The organism is Actimicrobium sp. CCI2.3, assembly GCF_035019065.1.
GTDB lineage: Bacteria > Pseudomonadota > Gammaproteobacteria > Burkholderiales > Burkholderiaceae_D > Actimicrobium.
The window spans coordinates 1-18,380 of record NZ_JASJWR010000015.1 but is presented as its reverse complement, the minus strand read 5'-3'; the positions used below and the strand labels follow the sequence as shown (position 1 = coordinate 18,380).

The following is an 18,380-nucleotide window of genomic DNA, read 5'->3' as shown; positions in this document are numbered from 1 at the left end:
CTTGGCTTAACAAGCCCAGGCAGCCGACCTGATCATGACTGCCAGCGCAAATCCAGCGTGAACGGGAAGGCCGGATTGAGCGGTTCCGGCGTCACGGTCATCGGTCCTGGCGTGTGACCGTGTCCGACAAAGCGCGCAAAACGTCGTGCTTCCGCTTCGTTGCCGTTGACCGGAAAGCCTTCGTAATTGCGGCCACCCGGATGCACGACGTGGTACTGGCAACCACCGATCGAACGGCTGCTCCAGGTATCGACGAGGTCAAACACCAGCGGAGCCTGCACGCCTATCGACGGATGCAGCGCCGACCACGGGCTCCATGCGCGGAAACGGATACCCGCCACATATTCGCCTGGCACACCCGTCGCTGACAGCGGCAGCGGCCGGCCGTTGCAGGTCACGACATGCCGGCCATCGACCATGCCGCGCACCCGCAACTGCATCCGCTCGACCGACGAGTCGACATAGCGCGCGGTGCTGCCACTGCTGACTTCTTCGCCGAGCACATTCCATGGCTCGATGGCTTGCCGCAACTCGAGCTCGATGCCGTGGTATGCGACCGTGCCGTAGCGCGGGAAACGGAATTCGACGAACGGATCGAACCAGCGCTCTTCAAACGCATAGCCAGAGGCGCGCAAGTCCTGCACCACGTCGCGAATATCCTGGGCTACGAAGTGCGGCAACATCCAGCGGTCATGCAATTGCGTGCCCCAGTGAATCAGTTTTCCCTGGTAGGGCTCGCGCCAGAAACGCGCCACCAGCGCACGCAACAGCAGCATTTGCAGCAGGCTCATGCGTTCGTGCGGCGGCATTTCGAAGGCGCGGAATTCGACCAGTCCGAGCCGACCGGTCGGGCCATCCGGCGAGTACAACTTGTCGATCGAGAATTCCGAACGGTGCGTGTTGCCGGTCAAATCGACCAGCAAATTGCGCAGCAAGCGGTCAACCAGCCACGGGCGATCGCTCTCGGCAGTGGTCGGCAAGACCTTCTCCATTTGCTGGAACGCGATGGCCAGCTCATAGAGATTGTCGTCCCGCGCTTCATCAATGCGTGGCGCCTGACTGGTCGGGCCAATGAACGTCCCGGAGAACAGGTAGGACAGCGCCGGATGGTTTTGCCAATAAGTGATCAAGCTTTTGAGCACGTCGGGACGGCGCAGCATCGGGCTGTCTTCGACTGTCGCACCACCGAGCGTGGCGTGGTTACCGCCGCCGGTACCCGTGTGACGGCCATCGAGCATGAATTTTTCGGTACCGAGCCGGCTTTGGCGCGCTTCGGCATACAGAATCGTGGTCTTGTGGACAAGTTCCTTCCAGCTTGACGATGGATCGATATTGACTTCGATGACGCCCGGATCTGGCGTCACACTGAGCATCTTCACGCGGGGGTCACGCGGCGGCGTGTAGCCTTCGAGCCAGAGCCGCATGTCGAGCTGCGCGGCGGTATCTTCGACGATGGCGACCAGCGCCAGATAGTCTTCGATGCGCTTGACCGGCGGCATGAACACATGCAACCGGCCAGTACGTACCTGCACGCACAACGCGGTGTGGATGACTTCTCGCGGTAAAGGCTTGTCTTTCGGTTTGACCTTGACGGCAGCGTGACCGACAACCGGTGCGCTATCGAGATCGGCACGGGCATCAAACGGATCGACATCGAATTCCGGCTCCATCTCGTCGGGCAATTCCCACGGCAAGGTGTCGAGCGGCAGACGCAGGCCGAGCGGTGACTCGCCACCGATCAGATACAAGTGTTCGCGTCTGAGCGGCCATTTGCTGGTCAGCCAGGCAGCGGTACTGGCCGTCAACGCCTTGCCGCGCGGCTTGCGGCCGGCCTGCTTGGCCGGTGCCAGCGGCAGCACGTAACCGACGATTTCACCGAGGCCCTCTTCGAGCAGACGGGCCAACCGGCGACGTCCTTCCGGTGCTTTCAGGTCGGCCTTGAGCGGGTCAAGATTGTCCGGCAAGCGCTGTTCAAACTGGGCTTGCTGCCAGACGTCTTCGTAGGCAGGAATCAGCGCAGCGGGATGCAGCGCAAGGCGCTCGGCCAGTGCGTGGGCGAAGGTACCGGCTTCGGTGGCGGTGTAGCCATCGTCGTGGTCTTCGGTCGCGAACAGCGCCTGATTGCGCCAGATCGGCTGACCATCGATACGCCAGAACAGGTTCAGCGCCCAGCGCGGCAAGGGCTCGCCCGGATACCATTTACCCTGCCCGTAATGCAGCATGCCGTCGGGAGCAAACTGTTTTTTCAGACGCCGGGACAGGTCACCGGCGAGTGCGCGCTTGTGGTCGCCATGGGCCAGCGTGTTCCACTCGGGACCATCCATGTCGTCGATCGAGACGAACGTCGGTTCGCCCCCTTGCGTGAGGCGAACGTCCTGCTTCTTCAGGTCGGCATCCACCTTGGCACCAAGCTTGTCGATGCGCTGCCAGTCGGCTTCGCTGTAGGGCTTGGTGACACGCGGATCTTCGTGAATGCGGGTAATCGTCATCACATGGTCGAACTCGACATTGGCCCAATCGGCCAGGCCGGTCACTGGTGCGGCCGATGACGGCACGGCCGTGCAAGCCAGCGGGATGTGCCCCTCGCCGGTAAGCATGCCGGAGGTCGGATCCAGCCCGATCCAGCCAGCACCCGGCACATACACTTCGGCCCACGCATGCAGATCGGTGAAGTCGACTGCGGTGCCGCTTGGACCATCGAGCGATTTGACGTCAGCAGTCAACTGAATCAGGTAGCCGGAGACAAAGCGCGCGGCCAGTCCGAGATGGCGCAGTATCTGCACCAGCAGCCAGCCACTGTCACGACACGAGCCCGAGCGCAATGTCAGCGTATCTTCGGGTAATTGCACGCCCGGCTCCATCCGTACCAGGTAGCCGATATCGCCTTGCAGACGCTGATTCAAGGCAACCAGAAAATCGGCAATCCCGATCGGCTTGGCGGCCAGTGCGCGGCGGGCTTCCGCCACCCAGGCCAGCAACAGCGGACCGGCCTCATCGATCTTCAGGTAGGCACCAAGCTCGAAGCTGAGCTGCTCGGTGTAATCGAACGGAAAACTTTCCGCATACTGCTCGACAAAAAAGTCGAACGGATTGATTACGGTCATGTCTGCCACCAGATCGACCGTGAACGACAGTTCAGCGGTGCGCTCCGGGAATACCACACGGGCAATGTAATTGCCGTACGGGTCTTGCTGCCAGTTCAGGAAATGTTCATCTGGCAGGATATTGAGCGAGTACGACAGGATCGGCGTGCGCGCATGGGCGGCGGGACGCAGCCTGACCTCATGCGGCGACAAACTCACGAGACGATCGTAGCGGTAACTGGTCTTGTGATGCAATGCGACTCGAATCGCCATGGTGAAACCTTTCGATGAGAGGGCTGGGGAGAGATCGGTCCTCGTCGCGACGGAGCGGGTGTTCCGGGCGATAGTGTATGCGCAGATGCCTTATTGCTATGATCGCTTGCGCACGCTATCTCCCGTTTAAACCATCCAGGAGCGCACCGGGCGGGTGCATCAATGGCGGTGTCTTGTCATAAGCAAATTATGCACCTGCGCCCGCTAACCGAGATTTGTCCCGATCAGACGGTTTCCCATAATGCCCGATATGCGCCATCAGCATCGTAGTCCCTGGCTTGCTTTTGCGGATTGAAGCGGCGACCGCCGCGCGGGTCCGTACCGCGACCGGCCAGGTAGAGCCAGTTGCCTTGATTGCTGTAGACATCAAAATCGACCAGTTGCGACTCGAACCAGGCGGCTCCGGCACGCCAGTCGCCGTCCAGATCGTGAATCAGGTAACTCGCCACAATCTGGCGCAACCGGTTCGACAGGTAACCGGTGGCTGCCAGTTCGCGCATGCCGGCGTCGACAATGGGCTCGCCGGTCACACCCCGACACCAGCGTGCAAATAGCGCGGCGTCATGCACCGGTCTGGCGCTGCCGACCTCGGCAAGGCCGTGGTAACGGTACAGCTTGCGGCCATATTTCAGATGCAGGAAGCGAAAATAATCGCGCCACATCAACTCGAACCAGAGCCAGTAAGTGCTGTCGTTGGCACCGAAGTCATTTTCGAATTGTTCGAGCGCCGCGTTGATCGTGCGCGCCGACAAGGCTCCCGTGGCCAGCCACGGCGAGAACTTGCTGGAATAGTCCAGACCAGTGAGTCCGTTGCGTGTGTCCTTGTAGGTGTGTGCGAGTTTGCGGTCCATATATTGATGCAGGTGCGCCAACGCTGCGGTTGTTCCGCCGGCGCACGCCGCTAACTGGTAAGGAAATGACGTTCGCGCATCGACGTCTGGCGGCGATGGCGGCATGGCATCGTGGCGGTGCGAAAGCGGAGCAATCCATACCGGCAACGGTGGAATCGTCTCCGGAAAATCCATCGGTGCCGGGGGTGCCACGTTGGCTTTTTCTATGGCTTGCCGGAACAGCGTGAACATGTCAGGCAACTGCCGGGCAGAAAACGGTAGCGCATCCGGATCAAGCAAACTGGACTGCCAGACCGTATCGACAGTCAGACCCGCTGCCCGCAGGGCCTGAACGGCATCCTGCTCATCGGGCGCAGCGATCGCTTCGCAGACGATCCGGGTAATCCCCAGATCCCGCGCCAGGGTCGACAACACGTCTTCGGGTCGCCCGGCAAGTTCTATCAAAGCACTACCCCGCGCTGTGAGCTGCGCGCCCAGATCCGCCAATGTTGCCGCGACAAAAGTACGCCGATGTGCACCGACTCGCTCAAAACCCCAGTGCGTCAGGGCCCGGTCCCCTGGATCATGGCAAAACACCGGCAATACTTGGCTACTTTCACGGCACGCCAACAGAAAAGCCGGGTTATCCAGCAGCCGCAAGTCGTTCCTGAACCAGTAGATAACGGCGCTCATGCTTTGCCACCTTTGTTTTCACGGCAGCGATCGGAGCAGTATTTGACGTCTTCCCATACCCGTTCCCATTTCTTGCGCCAAGTGAATGGCAAGCCGCAACGAACGCATAGCTTGGTGGGAAGATCGGATTTCTTTTGCATTTTCATTCAGGGCCATTCTGCGAAGTTTCATTATTAGGACAAATTTTCTTTATAGAAACTTTGCCACAATTCAGCACATTGCGCAGAAGGGTGAAATGCAGCACACCTTGCGGCATCATTGCCAGGGAAAGCCTGTGGCCAGAAATTCGCCGTAGTGCTCCGATGCGTGTAGGAAGGATGATCTGGATAACGCTTACTCTCTTTTACGAATATGGCTAAACGGCACATTAAACCTTCCGCCAAACAAAAAGGTACCAGCCAAAAAGTCTGCGGACAGGCATCATAGATATGGCGCTATATGGCATAACGCCTTAACTATGGTGCAACCCGGCATGCAATACTGTTCGTAGATAAAGCGTTACATGTTATAAAGACCTATCTATGAACGGAGTAAGTCATGCCAAAGAAGCTCTCCAAGGCTGAAAGTTGGCCAACCCTGGTGCAGGACCGGCTCACAATGTGGGGCAAGTGTATTACCACGCAGCGCCTGCGTCAGCGCATTGCTGTCGCTGATTTGTCGGCCCGACTGGGTATCTCCCGGACGACGCTGCTTCGGCTGGAAAAAGGGGACCCAGGTGCAGGTGCAGGTGCTTATTTGACCGCGCTTCTTGCGCTAGGCATCCTCGACCAGGCGGCACCCGCACTGCCTGCCAAACTTTGGCAGGGCGACTACGGCCAGCGCGTCAAGTTGCGCCAGCAGGACAAGGGAGCTGACGATGCTGAGTATTTCTAAGCCGACATACGTCTATCTGCAGCGGCCAGATAATGGCGAATGGGTCACGGTTGGCAGGTACAAGACAGGCCAACCCGGAGAAGGTTTTTTCAAGTACGCCCCCTCTTACATTGATGCAGGGCTTGCCTGGGCCATCGACCCGCGAAACTTGCCGTTTTTGCCGGGAACGGATGTCTCGGCACCACGATATCAAGGCCTGCATGACGTTTTACGCGATGCCTGCCCGGACGCATGGGGCCAGGCTTTACTGCGCCGGGAACATAATCTGCCGGAAGATGCTCCGCCACTACGATACTTGCTCAAAGCCAGCAACCTTGATCGCTGGGGTGCACTTGCCATTGGTCCAAGCGCCAGGCCCCCTGACTCGAAAGTGAGCACCACCGGACTGCCTAAACTCGGTGAGGTGATAGAAGAATTGACGGCACTTGCGGAGCGCCGTCCTGCGATACGCGCAAAAATTCGTGCAAGGTTGGTCCAGACGGCCAGTGTGGGTGGTGCGCGGCCGAAAACCACGGTACAAGGAGACAACGGTCAGTTTTGGCTGGTTAAACCGGAGATTGCATCAGACCTTGCCAACATTCCTCTGCTCGAGCACGTCGGTCAGCAGTGGGGCGCGGCAAGTGGATTAAATTTTGCCAGTACTGTCTTTCACCCTGCCACAGATGGCAGGAATGCGGTACGGGTTCTACGGTTTGACCGAACCGGCCAGCAGCGCCACATGTGCGTGAGCGCCGCATCGTTGCTGCAGGCCGACTATCCTGGGCTCTTCCAGACAGACCGCTGGAGCTATCCGCGTTTAGCCGAAGAGTTGCGGTTGGCGGGTGGTCCAATTGAAGACCGTATCGAACTGTTTGGGCGCATGGTGTTCAATGCGGTATGCGGCAACGATGATGACCATCTGCGCAATCATGCCATTGTCTTCAGCGCGGAAGGCCGCTGCTGGCGGCTCGCGCCGGCTTTCGACGTCGTGCCGAACCCGGTGGAAACACCAGTTCGTCTTCACATGCAGTTATCTCAGGGGCGTTTCGACATTTCTCGGAACGCGGTGCTGGCTGACGCACATCGGTTTGGCTTTACGGGTGCGGAGGAGGCAGCAATCTACCTTGATGGCCTGCTGGCGCGGATTACGGCGGGCTTTGACGAGGTCGCACATTGGCTCGACCAGGACTGGAAAAACGTGCTGCACGAACGCTTGACTCACAACGTTGTCGTCCTGAGTAGGGTCAGCTAATTTGATGGTGCCCTATTCACGTTCACTAATGGCAGAGAGAAATGCAAAATTGGCACTACAACACCGCTGGCGATTCAAGCTGGCAGCGTTTTTTAGGTAGGAAGTAGATACGTCTGGGCTAGTGCTTTGACAGTGAATGCAGATAATGCAATTTCTTGAAAGTGGTGCGGCTGGCTGGAATCGGACCAGCGACCCTTGGCTTCGGAGGCCAATACTCTATCCACTGAGCTACAGCCGCATAAGGAGAACCCTCAAGAGGGCTGAAGGATACCGTTTTTCGCCGCGTCCGTCCATGGATAGCAGCGTTGTTCGTTCCAAACACATACCAACTCATCTATAATCCAGACCTTTGCGAAGTCTAGCGCTGCAAGCAATGCGCCAGACCGTCCACCGGCTTCGAAATTTGCATTGAGGTAAACATGAGCGATTCACACGACGAACATTCAAGCGGTATCAAAACTCCGAAACAACTGATTGCAGCCGTCGTTGCCGGCTTTATTGTTCCGATAATTGGTATCGTTTTGCTGGTGCAGTATGTTTCCAATGCCAACAAGGTCGGTGACGGCTCCGAAGCACTGACGCCACAGGCCATCTCGGCACGGATCAGACCCGTCGCCGACGAAGGCTTTACCTTCAAGGATGTGAACGCCATCAAGGTGCTGCAAAGCGGCGAAGCCGTCTACAAGGGTGCCTGCATGGCTTGCCATGCCGCTGGCGTCGCTGGTGCTCCTAAAGTCGGCGATACTGCCGCCTGGTCAGCACGTATTGCTCAAGGTTACGACACGCTGGTGACCCATGCAGTCAATGGCATTCGCGGTATGCCTGCGAAAGGCGGTAACGCCGACCTCGACAACATTGAAGTTGCTCGCGCCGTTGCTTACATGGCGAACCAGGCTGGTGCCACGTTCAAGGAACCGGACGCGCCTGCCGCTGCAGCGACGCCGACTGCAGACGCCGCTGCACCAGCACCTGCGGCCATGGCGGCCCCTGCTGCAACACCGGCCACACCGGCAGAACCAGTCAAACTGGCTGCTGATACCGGTAAAAAAATCTATGACAGTGTTTGCATGGCTTGCCACGCCGCAGGGATTGCTGGTTCACCGAAGTTCGGTGACAAGCTGGCCTGGGCTGAGCGCATCAAGCAGGGCCCAGCCGTGCTGCATGAGCATGCCATCAAGGGCTATCAGGGCAAGGCAGGGATGATGCCGGCCAAAGGTGGATCGTCCGCCAGCGATGACGAAGTCAAGGCTGCCGTTGACTACATGATTGCAGCCGCCAAGTAGACTATTTCTGTCAAAAAAAAATGCCGACGTCATGTCGGCATTTTTTTTGGCTGCTTATCTTTTCACACGCTATCGTCTTCGCTGGTTCGACTGCGACGGCGCAACAGGAAATACGCACCGGCACCGACCACGCCAGCGACGGCGGTGGTGCGCAACAACGGAAGCAGCAAGCGCGCTTTGACCACAAACGAAATGCCGCTGACAACGATCGGCAACAACGTCTGCAAATTCGCTCCCTTGACACGCAACAGGCTCCCGACAGCCGCATAGGCAGTACCCGTCAACTGGGTAATGATGCTGCGTGCCAGCGTATCGGTTTGCAAGTTATTGCCGACCAATTCGATCGAACTGCGAATGCCTGCGCGGAAATTAGCCCCCTCGCGGATCAGCTTTTCCTTGCGCTGGGCCGGGGTGAGTACCTTGGAGATAGGCGATTCATCGTTCATCTGGGCTCCGGTAATTACAGCAATGCATCGCGGTCGTTACGCAGCTCTGCCAGCGTGGCAGGCATCGACAGACTGCCCTGGCTGAGCATCGATTTCGCGTAGAACAAAATTCCGACGGCAACGACTGTGAAGGCAGCTGCAACGATCAGCAGGATTTTCCAGCCCAGCGCGTCCCAGCTCAGATAGACCAGCAAGCCGGTCCAGAAAGCCAGCGCGAAGCATGCTGCGATGACGCCAGCAGCGGCTACCAGGATCAGCTTGAGCAGGTTTGTTCGCACTTCGGCAAGCTCGACCGATGCCAGCTCGATCCGATTGACCATCAGCGCAAAAAAATTGCGTGCCATGCCCGCCATGCCGACGATCAGGCCAGGGGGCGGGACGGCCGTGCCGGGAGATTTGTTTTCCATGTGGTGCAAAAAACCGGCTTACTTGCGCGCGATGAGCAAGCCAACCAGCAAACCAACCGTCGCGGATACGGCGACAGCGCGCCAAGGGTTCTCATGCACATAGTCGTCAGCGCTCGTGGCGATTTCCTTGCCGGTTTCGACCGCAGCAACTTGGGCGTCATGTGCCCGGACCTTTGCGGTTTCAAGCAATTCCATGCCTCTGCCACGCAGTTCTTCGGCTTTGACACCGGTTGCGGAAGTCGCTTCACGAAACAGGTCTTGCGCATCCTGGACCAGGGTCTTCATATCGGTACGGCCAGTTCTGAGATGGGATGTCAGCATAATGAAACTCCTTGTAGGTAAAAATAACGTTTCTGCAGGGTACACAGTTCTTGGCAGTTCACACCATAACCCGGAACCGCAGGCAACACAGTACGCTAACTCGCTTAATTGGCAGATACCGCAAGGATAGCTGCCCCATCATGAACCGGATCACTCGCCATCATTTGAGCCCGGGCAAATTACATACCCGGCGTGCAGTCAGCACAGTGCTCGATCTCGGGAATGTCCTGTTCAAGCTCAACTTGCAAGCGGCGCAGCGCCGTGCGCACGCCCTCTTCGACCACCGGATGATAAAACGGCATCTCCAGCATCTGCGCCACGGTCATCGCATTCTGGCAAGCCCACGCCAGCAGATGCGCGAGATGTTCGGCCCGCGGACCCACCATTTCGGCACCTAAAAAGCGGCCGCTGCCAAGCTCGGCATACAGTCGCAACACGCCGCGGTTCTGTCGTATCACCCGGCTGCGCCCCTGATCGACGAAGGACACACTGCCTGTCGCATAGCGGCGCGGCACAAGGTCGCTGAAACGTTGTCCAACCAGCGCGATTTGCGGATCGCAAAACACCACGCTGAGCGGCGTGCGACGCAGCCCGGCCTGGATATCCGGGAAGCCGCCGGCGTTGTTGCCGGCAATGCGCCCCTGGTCAACGGCTTCATGCAGCAACGGCAACTCGGCATCGGCATCGCCGGCAATGAATATCGTGCTGCTACCGCATTGCATGGTGGTGCGGTCGAAGTGCGGTACCCCACGCTTGTCGAGCTCCAGACCAGCGTACTCAAGTTGCAATCCGGCCAGGTTAGGCACACGCCCTGCAGCCGACAGGACCAGCGCAAAATGCTCGCACCGCACAACGCCATCCTTGCCAGCCGATTGCACCAGCACGCCATCGTTGTCGCGTTGCGCATCGAAGCGCTGGTTATCGAGTCGCAAATCGAGTTCGCCACCAATGCAGTCAAGCGCGCTGCGACGCACTTCCGGATCGCTCAATGGACCCAGCTTGTCGCCGCGCCCGAACAATGCCACCCGCACACCAAGCCGATGCAGCGCCTGCCCCAGTTCGAGACCGACCACGCCAGCGCCCAGTACGGCGACCGATTCGGGCAGGCTGGTCCAGTCGAACACCTGCTCGTTGTCGATGAGTCGATCGCCCAGCATCTGCAACTCTGGCGGCCGACGCGGACTTGATCCGGTCGCGATGACGATACGCGCCGCGTTGACAACGGTGTGCTCGTCCACTTGCAACTGCTGCGGACCGAGAAAACGGACACTGCCGGTCAATCGATCAAGCGGCGCGATGGCTTCGACGCCTTCCAGCACAAACCCGACAAAACGGTCGCGTTCGGCCCGCACCCGTGCCATCACCGCCTCGCCATCGATGCGTACCGGACCAGCATGCACGCCAAATCCAGCGGCATCCGCGGCGTGGTAAGCGGCATCGGCAGCAGCAATGAGCAATTTGCTCGGCATGCAACCAACCCGTGCGCAAGTGGTGCCGTTGGGACCACGTTCGATCAGCAGGACCTTGCCGCCGTGGGATCTGGCAGCACGATAAGCCGTCAAACCGGCACTGCCTGCTCCGATAACCGCGACATCGACATCAAGAATTTTCATGGGTTGCTTTCTTGTTCAGGTTCGCGCAATTCGGCGAAGGAAGCGAGGCTGCCAATCTGGATCACGATCGGGTTCAGCGACAACGCAGGCTGCATCGGACGCCAGGCAAACAGCCATTCTTTTTGTCCCGCCAGATGACGTCCTCTGGTGAACGCCGCTCCCAATGCGCTTGGGGCTCCATAGGCCACTGCCGCGTCGATGCCGGCCCATTGCGGCAGTGCCTTGTGCACGGCACGGTGCAAGCGCTCGCCGAATTCTTCCGTGTTGTGGATGACGACGCAGCACAGTCCTGCCGTATCCTTGCGGGTCAGTTTTTCGCTGAGAGCGGTGGACAGGCTCAGCGTCAGGAATCCGACCGTTGCCACCGTCTTTGTTGCACCGAATGGCAGGATTTGGCTGGCCGGCGATGCCCCTGAAGCAGGGTCGCCCTGGCCGCTGGAGCGCAGGCGAAACTCCCCAACCTGCAAGGCGCGCTCTGCCGTGTGCCGGTCGGCATAAAAATACAGCTTGGCCGGACGACCTGTTTCAACACGTGGGGTGGCAGACATGGTGCTCCTGAATCTGGTTTGATCTGGCAGGCCGCCCCGTTGACAGGGTGCCCGCTGCGTAAGCTCGGATTCTACCGTCTTGCGCGACGACGGCGACATGTGCTGGAACACATATCCGGCGCAAGTACCCTCAGCGGCTATTCGCTCATTTGTGGCTGGGCGATGCTGCGTATCTGGAAACGGCCATCGGCATTGAACAACCAGGTTTCTGACAGTTCGAGCCGACCATGGCTAAGCAGTTGCTGCGCCGGACGCGGAAACGGTGCGCTGGCGCGCAAACTGCCGAGCGCAATCGCATCGGTCGTGCTGTCATGGTTGCTGCGAATAATGTCGCTCTGCAGCAGCTTGCCGCTAGCATCGACAGAGAACTTGACCACGATCACCGAGCGCAGGAATGCCTGCGGCCGACCGCCGTACACCTGGCTGGCATTGGCATTTGAAATATGCTCCGCCAGCACTTCCTTGTATCCCTCCAGCGTGCTGGTAGTCAGCGGACTCGCTGGCTGGCCGAGCGTGTCGCTGCGGGGGCCAGGCAGTCGGGTCGGCGTACAGGCTGCGAGTGCCGCACCCAGCGCGGCCATGAAGATTGCAAACCGTTTTTTCATGATGGGAATCCTGAAATAAATTGTCGTTGGCATTGCCGTCGACGTGATCGAGGACAGACAAGATACACCGCCATCCTGCGATGCCAGTAGCAAAAAAGAGGTGCGCTAATGAACGGTCATCCGGTTATCCGCCAGGCCACACTGAGCACACGGCTCGCGCATCCTCGACGATCCGCTTTGGCACGACCAATCCGGTTGCCATTCTCCCTGCCCTGCAACAAGACGGCGAGCAGGAGTTCTTTTCTGCTAAGGTTGTCCCTCTGATGCCAACGGGTAAGACCACCATGACCATCGCCGCTCTCTGTTCCCTGCTCGTTGCTACCGCCGCCATGCTGGCATCGCCGGCGGTGTCCGCTTCCCCCATTGATATCGCCGTTACGCGCAACCATACTGCAGAGCAGCCTTACTTTGACATCCGGGCCAGCGGGTTTGCCAATGCAACGCCGGAACGGGTCTGGCAAGTTCTGACCGATTACGAACGGCAGCCGGACTACGTTCCGAACCTGCTGCGCGCCCGCATCCTGTCGCGCAACGGCACGGAAGTACTGCTGGAGCAGGACGGTCGAGGCGGACTTTTTGTCTTCCATCACGCGATCCATTTGCAGGTGCGGATCACCGAAAAGCCCCCCTCATCCATCGAAGTCGCCCTGGTCTCGGGCGACATGAAGCGGTACAGTGCGCGCTGGTCGATGAGTCCGGCCGAACAGGCGGGCGTCAGTGGTACCCGCCTCGACTACACCGGTGCTATCGAGCCGGATTTTTTCGTGCCGCCGCTGGTGGGCAATGCCATCGTCCAGACCGATATCCGCAAGATGCTCGAAGCCGTCATTATCGAACTTGAAAAATAAGTCGTCTGCGAAAACCGTAGCGGCGCGCCGGGCTTCACTGACCCGCGCCCTCACCTTACCCCTCCAGGAATGTCGCATGATCACAATGAACAAGCCCGCCAGAATCGCCGTGATCGGTGCGGCCATCGTCGCTGCCGTGATGGCATTGATGCTAACGGTCCTGCTGACGTGGGACTGGGACCGCAGCCGCCCGTGGCTCAATGACAAGGTCTCGCAAGCGATCGGACGCGACTTTGCGATCCGCGGCCACCTCAACCTCAGCTGGCATCGTCCACCCGGCGACACCGGCTGGCGCAGCACCTTGCCGTGGCCGCGCTTCACCGCCAGCGATGTGGTGATCACCAATCCTGACTGGGCGCGCCAGCCGAATTTTGCCGCACTCGAGCAGATCGATGTCGACATCGCCTTGCTGCCCCTGTTGCGCCAGCAAATTGCCATCCCGTCGATCACGCTGGTCAATCCGGCCGTCGATCTGGAGCGACGCGCCGACGGCAGCGTCAACTGGATCCTCACCCCCCCGGCGGACACGCCATCGGCATGGACACTGACGCTCGACCAGATCCGCTTTGCCAGTGGCACCGTCGCCCTCACGGATCAACTCAAGAAGATCGACGCCGTCGCCACGATCCGGCCTGCCGGCAATGCCGTCGAGGTCGGAGCCTTGCTCGACAAGGACGCGCCGGCGGTCGCGGCATCCACTTATGGCTTCGCCTTCGATGTCAGCGGCACGTACAACAAGGCTGCCGTCAAAGGCAGCGGCAAGTTCGGCGGCGTGCTGTCGCTCACTGATACCAGCCGGCCATTTCCATTGCAGACCGACCTGCGTGTTGGCGACAGTCATATCGTTCTTGATGGCACCATCACCGACCCGGGCAACTTGGCCGCACTCGATCTGCAATTGCAGCTGGCGTCAGGCAGCATGGCGCACCTGTACCCGCTAACCGGCGTGGCGTTACCGGACACCCCGCCATTTTCGACCAGCGGTCATTTGACCGGACGGCTGCGCAAGTCCGACAGCGTGTTCCGCTATGAACAATTCACGGGAAAAGTCGGTGGTTCGGACCTGGCTGGTACGCTCACCTACAGCACCGCAGGAGCGCGCCCGAAACTGGCCGGCGCGGTGCGTTCGGAACGCTTGCTGTTCGCCGACCTGGCACCGCTGGTGGGTGCCAGCAAGACCGCTGCGCCCTCAGCCGACGTCAGGCTGGTACCCGGCCGCGCGATTCCGGTCACGCCATTTCGTACCGACCGCTGGAAAGCCATGGATGCCGATGTCAAGTTTGTCGGCAAGCAGATCATTCGTGATGCTGCCTTGCCGGTCAATGATGTGTCGGCGCACGTCATCATGAATGACGGCGTGCTCACGCTGGATCCGCTAGCCTTCGGCGTCGCCGGCGGCACACTGACTGGCAAGATCGCCCTCGATGGCAGTGCTGATCCGCTGCGCGGCAAGTTCACCATTTCGGCACGCGGCCTGCGGCTCAAACAATTGTTCCCGAGCTTCGAGCCAATGAAGACGAGTTTCGGTCAGGTCAATGGCGATGCGTCACTGGCGGCGACCGGCAACACCCCGGCCGCGCTGGCCGCGACACTGGACGGCGAGCTGCGCATGTTGCTCAACGATGGCGTGATGAGCGGCACCTTGCTCGAGCAGGCCGGGCTAAACGTCGCCAACATCGTCGTTGGAAAACTGTTTGGCGACACGCCGGTGAAGATCAATTGCGCCGCCGCCGAATTCATCGTCAGGAAGGGCGTGCTCGATTCACGCGTGTTTGCGCTAGACACGACCGATGCGCTGATCAATGTCGATGGCACCGTCAACCTCGGCACCGAGCATCTGGACCTGAACGTGCATCCGCAGACCAAGGGCTTCCGGGTATTTTCCTTGCGCTCGCCGCTGTACGTGAAAGGCACCTTCAAGAACCCGCAGGTCGGCGTCGCCATGGGTGCACTGGCCGTACGCGGTGCAGCCGTCGTCGGGCTGGGTTTACTCAATCCGTTTGCCGCCTTGCTGGCGATGGTCGCCCCAAGCGACAACAGTCAATCACCTTGCCCGACCATCATCGCCGATGCGAACAAGCGCATGAAGTAGTGCTGTCGCTTAGTTGAAATGCCCGCGCAAGCGGAAGGCTTCGGTTGCCGCCACCAGCGCGCTGGCCGTTCCCGGCTCCAGCGCAGCATGACCGGCATCGGCAATCATCTTTAGTTGTGCTTGCGGCCACGCCGCATGCAAGCGATGTGCCGACACCGGCGGGCACACCACGTCGTAACGTCCCTGCACGATTACTGCCGGCAAGTGCCGTATCGCATCGATGCCATCGAGCAGCTGGTTCGGTGCCAGGAAACACGCATTGAGCATGTAGTGCGCCTCGAGCCGGCCGATACCAAGACTGACCGTATCCGAATCAGGTTGATCGTCTTGCGGCAACAGGAACACGCAACTGCTTTCGTAACGATTCCAGCTGCGCGCCGCCGGCAGATAGGATTCCGGATCGTCGCTAAACAGGCGCTTTCCGTAGGCGTGGATCAGGTCGTCGCGTTCGTCCGGCGGAATGAATTCGGCGAAGCGCTGATGCGCCTCCGGATAAAACCATTTGATGCCATTAATGAACCAGTCGATCTCGGTTTGCGAGCCCAAGAATATGCCGCGCAGGATAAAACCAAGGCAGGCTTGCGGATGCGCCTGGCCATAGGCCAGCGCCAGTGTCGAACCCCATGAACCGCCAAACACCAGCCATCGTGCGATGCCTAGCGAAGTGCGCAACTGTTCGATATCTGCCACCAGCAAGGGTGTCGTGTTGTCGCGGTATTCGCCCAGCGGCGTCGACTGACCGGCACCGCGCTGATCGAACAGAACGATGCGGTAAAACGTCGGATCAAAAAATCGCCGGTGCTGCGGCGAGATACCACCGCCCGGTCCACCGTGCAGAAACAGCACCGGCATGCCTGCCGGATTGCCGCATTCTTCCCAGTACAAATCATGACGTGTATCGACGGCAAGGCGGCCACTGCGAAATGGAACTAGTGGTGGAAACAGTTGAGTGACTACGGAAGAAAGGGTCATGGCCAAGTGTCAGGAAAAAAGAACGGTGAGAAGAGGATCCGGTTTTGCGGTAATAATGGTCTCGAAATAGGCATTGCCCATCCATGATAGACCAGACAAAAAGCGAGTTACCAAATGAAAACCAAAGCAGCAGTAGCATGGCAAGCCGGCCGTCCCCTGACCATCGAAGACGTTGAATTAGGCGGTCCCCGCGCCGGTGAAGTGCTGGTCGAACTCAAGGCTACCGGCATTTGCCATACCGATTACTACACGCTCTCGGGTGCCGATCCGGAAGGCCTTTTCCCGGCCATCCTTGGCCACGAAGGTGCCGGTATCGTGGTCGATGTTGGCCCGGACGTAAAGTCGATCCGCAAGGATGATCACGTCATTCCGCTGTACACGCCGGAATGCCGTCAGTGCAAATTCTGCCTCTCGCGAAAAACCAATTTGTGCCAGTCGATCCGCTCAACGCAGGGCCAGGGTCTGATGCCGGATTCAACCAGCCGCTTCTCGATCGACGGCAAGCCGCTGTTCCATTACATGGGCACCTCGACCTTCTCGAACTACATCGTGGTACCGGAAATCGCGCTGGCCAAGATTCGCGAAGACGCGCCGTTCGACAAGGTCTGTTACATCGGTTGCGGCGTCACCACCGGCGTGGGTGCAGTGATCTTTACCGCCAAAGTCGAGTTCGGTGCCACCGTGGTCGTATTCGGACTCGGCGGCATTGGCCTTAACGTAATTCAAGCCGCCAAGATGGTCGGTGCCAGCAAGATCATCGGTATCGATTTGAATCCGGCCCGTGAAGCGATGGCGCGCAAGTTCGGCATGACTGACTTCATCAATCCAAAGGATGTCGAAAACGTGGTTGACCGCATTGTCGAACTGACCGATGGCGGCGCGGATTATTCGTTCGAATGCATCGGTAACACCAAGGTCATGCGTCAGGCGCTGGAATGCACCCACAAGGGTTGGGGCCAGGCCATCGTCATCGGCGTAGCCGACGCCGGTGCCGAGATCAGCACCCGTCCGTTCCAGCTGGTCACTGGCCGCGAATGGAAAGGTTCGGCCTTCGGCGGCGCACGCGGTCGTACCGACGTGCCGAAAATCGTCGACATGTACATGGACGGCAAGCTCAACATCGATGACCTGATCACGCACCGCTTGCCGCTGGACCGTATCAACGAAGGCTTCGACCTGATGAAAGCCGGCGAGTCGATCCGCTCAGTGGTGCTGTACTGATGGAACGCCTGGGCGAACACGCCTGCTTTGACGGCGTGCAGGGGTCTTACCAGCACGCCTCAACGACGATTGGCTTGCCGATGAAGTTCTCGGTGTACCAGCCACCGCAAGCCAAGGAAGGGCCGGTCCCGGTGCTGTTTTTCCTGGCGGGCCTGACCTGTACCGAAGAGACCTTCATGATGAAAGCCGGCGCGCAGCGTTACGCCGCCGAGCACGGGATGATGCTGGTCGCACCAGACACCAGCCCGCGGGATACCGGCATTGCCGGTGTCGCCGACAGCTGGGACTTTGGTAATGGTGCCGGGTTTTATCTGGATGCCACCGAAGCACCGTGGGCCAGCCATTTCCGGATGGAGTCGTATCTGGTCGACGAACTGCTGCCCCTGATCGTGCAGGAGTTCCCGGCATGTGCCGATGCGGTCGGTATCTTTGGCCATTCGATGGGTGGGCATGGTGCGCTGACGCTGGCGTTGCGTCATCCGGACGTGTTTCGTTCGGTGTCGGCATTCGCGCCAATTGCAGCACCGTCGCAATGTCCGTGGGGCGTGAAAGCGTTTGGTCAGTATCTGGGTGCAGACCAGAGCACCTGGGATGCGCACGATGCCAGCACGTTGATGGCCAAAAGCCTGGAGACGCCATTCCCGAACGGCATCCTGATCGACCAGGGCCTGGCCGACCAATTCCTCGAAGCGCAGCAGTTGCTGCCGGAAGTCTTCGAGGCGGCGTGTCGCCATGCAGGGCAACCATTAATCTTGCGCCGGCATGCCGGCTATGACCATAGTTACTACTTCATCGCCAGTTTCATTGCCGACCATCTGGCTTTCCATCATCGCAATCTGTCTTCCTGAAGTCTTTTTGCGGACAAGCTAGGCAAAAGAAATAAACTGTTGTAGACTTCGGGCGCTTCAGGTGTGAAGACAAACACCAGTTTTGAAGAAAGCAGTATCGTCAGGCAACTACAGCCGGGTGCTTAGCTCAGTTGGTAGAGCGGCGCCCTTACAAGGCGTAGGTCGGGGGTTCGAGCCCCTCAGCACCCACCAG

The 18,380-nt window shown here is 59.3% G+C and carries 17 protein-coding genes and 2 tRNA genes; 8 read left to right on the top strand and 11 right to left on the bottom strand.

All coding sequences use genetic code 11. The features are described from left to right. Window positions 1-32: 32 nt before the first annotated feature. The 3 genes from QN370_RS10115 to QN370_RS10105 form a co-directional block, all read right to left on the bottom strand. On the bottom strand, window positions 33-3,356 hold the full coding sequence (locus tag QN370_RS10115) for a transglutaminase family protein (RefSeq protein WP_322125919.1): 3,324 nt from the start codon (window positions 3,354-3,356) through the stop codon (window positions 33-35). 224 nt (window positions 3,357-3,580) lie between these two features. After that, window positions 3,581-4,879 (bottom strand): DASH family cryptochrome, encoded by a 1,299-nt coding sequence (locus tag QN370_RS10110; protein WP_322125918.1) that lies wholly within the window; start codon window positions 4,877-4,879, stop codon window positions 3,581-3,583. Further along, a complete protein-coding gene (locus QN370_RS10105) occupies window positions 4,876-5,019 on the bottom strand; it encodes a DUF2256 domain-containing protein (protein ID WP_416172125.1) in 144 nt (47 codons plus the stop codon). The genes QN370_RS10110 and QN370_RS10105 overlap by 4 nt, the downstream gene beginning before the upstream one ends. A 397-nt stretch (window positions 5,020-5,416) precedes the next feature. Between QN370_RS10105 and QN370_RS10100 the strand changes: the two genes are divergently transcribed. Then, on the top strand, window positions 5,417-5,752 hold the full coding sequence (locus QN370_RS10100) for a hypothetical protein (protein WP_322125916.1): 336 nt from the start codon (window positions 5,417-5,419) through the stop codon (window positions 5,750-5,752). Then, window positions 5,736-6,983, top strand: coding sequence for a HipA domain-containing protein (locus QN370_RS10095; RefSeq protein WP_322125915.1), 1,248 nt, complete (start codon window positions 5,736-5,738; stop codon window positions 6,981-6,983). The genes QN370_RS10100 and QN370_RS10095 overlap by 17 nt, the downstream gene beginning before the upstream one ends. A gap of 162 nt (window positions 6,984-7,145) precedes the next feature. On the opposite strand, the gene QN370_RS10090 is transcribed toward QN370_RS10095, so the two are convergent. Beyond that, window positions 7,146-7,221, bottom strand: a tRNA-Arg gene (locus tag QN370_RS10090). A gap of 181 nt (window positions 7,222-7,402) precedes the next feature. Between QN370_RS10090 and QN370_RS10085 the strand changes: the two genes are divergently transcribed. Then, window positions 7,403-8,266: a c-type cytochrome gene (locus QN370_RS10085; RefSeq protein ID WP_322125914.1), complete on the top strand. Its 864-nt coding sequence runs from the start codon at window positions 7,403-7,405 to the stop codon at window positions 8,264-8,266. A 62-nt stretch (window positions 8,267-8,328) separates the two neighbouring features. On the opposite strand, the gene QN370_RS10080 is transcribed toward QN370_RS10085, so the two are convergent. The 6 genes from QN370_RS10080 to QN370_RS10055 all read right to left on the bottom strand — a co-directional run bounded on the left by QN370_RS10080 (window position 8,329) and on the right by QN370_RS10055 (window position 12,206). Then, window positions 8,329-8,712, bottom strand: a complete 384-nt coding sequence (locus QN370_RS10080; protein WP_322125913.1) for a hypothetical protein — start codon at window positions 8,710-8,712, stop codon at window positions 8,329-8,331. A 14-nt stretch (window positions 8,713-8,726) separates the two neighbouring features. Further along, window positions 8,727-9,119 carry a phage holin family protein gene (locus QN370_RS10075; RefSeq protein ID WP_322125912.1) on the bottom strand — a complete coding sequence of 131 codons (393 nt, stop codon included), beginning with the start codon at window positions 9,117-9,119 and terminating at the stop codon, window positions 8,727-8,729. 18 nt (window positions 9,120-9,137) lie between these two features. Continuing rightward, the gene (locus QN370_RS10070) at window positions 9,138-9,440 is read right to left on the bottom strand and encodes a DUF883 family protein (RefSeq protein WP_322125911.1); all 303 of its coding nucleotides are present in this window, start codon (window positions 9,438-9,440) and stop codon (window positions 9,138-9,140) included. A 179-nt stretch (window positions 9,441-9,619) separates the two neighbouring features. Further along, the gene (locus QN370_RS10065) at window positions 9,620-11,053 is read right to left on the bottom strand and encodes a dihydrolipoyl dehydrogenase (RefSeq protein WP_322125910.1); all 1,434 of its coding nucleotides are present in this window, start codon (window positions 11,051-11,053) and stop codon (window positions 9,620-9,622) included. Continuing rightward, window positions 11,050-11,601 carry a hypothetical protein gene (locus tag QN370_RS10060; RefSeq protein ID WP_322125909.1) on the bottom strand — a complete coding sequence of 184 codons (552 nt, stop codon included), beginning with the start codon at window positions 11,599-11,601 and terminating at the stop codon, window positions 11,050-11,052. Before QN370_RS10060 ends, QN370_RS10065 begins: the two co-directional genes overlap by 4 nt. A 137-nt stretch (window positions 11,602-11,738) precedes the next feature. Next, window positions 11,739-12,206, bottom strand: a complete 468-nt coding sequence (locus QN370_RS10055; RefSeq protein ID WP_322125908.1) for a hypothetical protein — start codon at window positions 12,204-12,206, stop codon at window positions 11,739-11,741. 263 nt (window positions 12,207-12,469) lie between these two features. On the opposite strand from QN370_RS10055, the gene QN370_RS10050 reads away from it, so the two are divergent. Next, window positions 12,470-13,054, top strand: a complete 585-nt coding sequence (locus QN370_RS10050; protein ID WP_322125907.1) for an SRPBCC family protein — start codon at window positions 12,470-12,472, stop codon at window positions 13,052-13,054. A gap of 76 nt (window positions 13,055-13,130) precedes the next feature. Continuing rightward, window positions 13,131-15,146, top strand: a complete 2,016-nt coding sequence (locus QN370_RS10045; RefSeq protein WP_322125906.1) for an AsmA family protein — start codon at window positions 13,131-13,133, stop codon at window positions 15,144-15,146. A 9-nt stretch (window positions 15,147-15,155) separates the two neighbouring features. Here QN370_RS10045 and pip read toward each other — a convergent pair whose 3' ends face one another. Beyond that, complete coding sequence (gene pip, locus QN370_RS10040) at window positions 15,156-16,118, bottom strand: prolyl aminopeptidase (RefSeq protein WP_322125905.1); 963 nt, start codon at window positions 16,116-16,118, stop codon at window positions 15,156-15,158. Between the two features lie 114 nt (window positions 16,119-16,232). On the opposite strand from pip, the gene QN370_RS10035 reads away from it, so the two are divergent. The 3 genes from QN370_RS10035 (at window position 16,233) to QN370_RS10025 (ending at window position 18,379) form a co-directional block, all read left to right on the top strand. Further along, entirely contained in the window at window positions 16,233-17,339 is a 1,107-nt protein-coding gene (locus QN370_RS10035) for an S-(hydroxymethyl)glutathione dehydrogenase/class III alcohol dehydrogenase (RefSeq protein WP_322125904.1), read from the top strand. Continuing rightward, window positions 17,339-18,187, top strand: a complete 849-nt coding sequence (gene fghA / locus QN370_RS10030; RefSeq protein WP_416172103.1) for an S-formylglutathione hydrolase — start codon at window positions 17,339-17,341, stop codon at window positions 18,185-18,187. Before QN370_RS10035 ends, fghA begins: the two co-directional genes overlap by 1 nt. A gap of 116 nt (window positions 18,188-18,303) precedes the next feature. Next, window positions 18,304-18,379: transfer RNA gene (locus QN370_RS10025), tRNA-Val, on the top strand. Window position 18,380 lies beyond the last annotated feature (1 nt).